Origin of the sequence: Halomonas sp. 111, from assembly GCF_052379685.1 — a bacterium.
Taxonomy (GTDB): Bacteria; Pseudomonadota; Gammaproteobacteria; order Pseudomonadales; family Halomonadaceae; genus Vreelandella; species Vreelandella citrativorans.
The window spans coordinates 1-742 of record NZ_JBQSYV010000058.1 but is presented as its reverse complement, the minus strand read 5'-3'; the positions used below and the strand labels follow the sequence as shown (position 1 = coordinate 742).

Genomic DNA, 742 nt, shown 5'->3' with positions numbered 1-742 from the left:
CAACGGCGCCTGCTACAACTACGACGTGGACGACCCCATGTGCCCGTCGTGGAAGGCGACCCGCAACCGTATTCACTCGCCCAAGGGGCGCGCCAGCCTGATGCGTGAATGGCTACGTCTGCAATCCCAGGCGGGCATCGACGTGGTCGAGGAGTCGCGCAAGAAAAAGGCGGAAGGCCAATGGGGCTTTGTTAAACACTTCCCGAAACGCCTGGCGAATACGTTCAGCCGCCAGCAGCATCACGACTACTCTCATCAGGTCTACGACGCCATGGCCGGCTGCCTGGCATGCAAGTCCTGCGCGGGGCAATGCCCCATCAAGGTCAACGTGCCGCAGTTCCGTTCGCAGTTCTTGGAGGTCTATCACGGACGCTATTTACGCCCCCTGCGCGACTACGTGATAGGCAGCACAGAGTTCATGCTGCCCACGCTTGCCAGGGCAGCGCCGCTGTATAACGCCGTGATGGGCCAGCGCTGGGTGGAAACGCTGATGCGCCGTAGCGTGGGCATGAGCGACTCGCCACTGCTCTCCCGCGCCAGCATTAAAAAGCAGCTGCGTGCCTGGGGCGTGGCGGAAGCCACGCCCACCTCGCTTGCTCTGCTCACCGACCAGCAGCGCGCCAATAGCGTGATTGTGGTTCAGGATGCGTTCACCACGCACTTTGAAGCCAAACTGGTCATGGACGTGGTCGAACTGCTCTCACGGCTCAACCTGCGCGTGTTGGTGATGCCCTATAGTGCT

1 pseudogene is annotated in these 742 nt (G+C 61.5%); it reads left to right on the top strand.

The features are described 5' to 3' along the window. Nucleotides 1-742 (top strand): annotated as a pseudogene (locus ACT3T7_RS18410) (FAD-binding oxidoreductase); the annotation flags it as partial.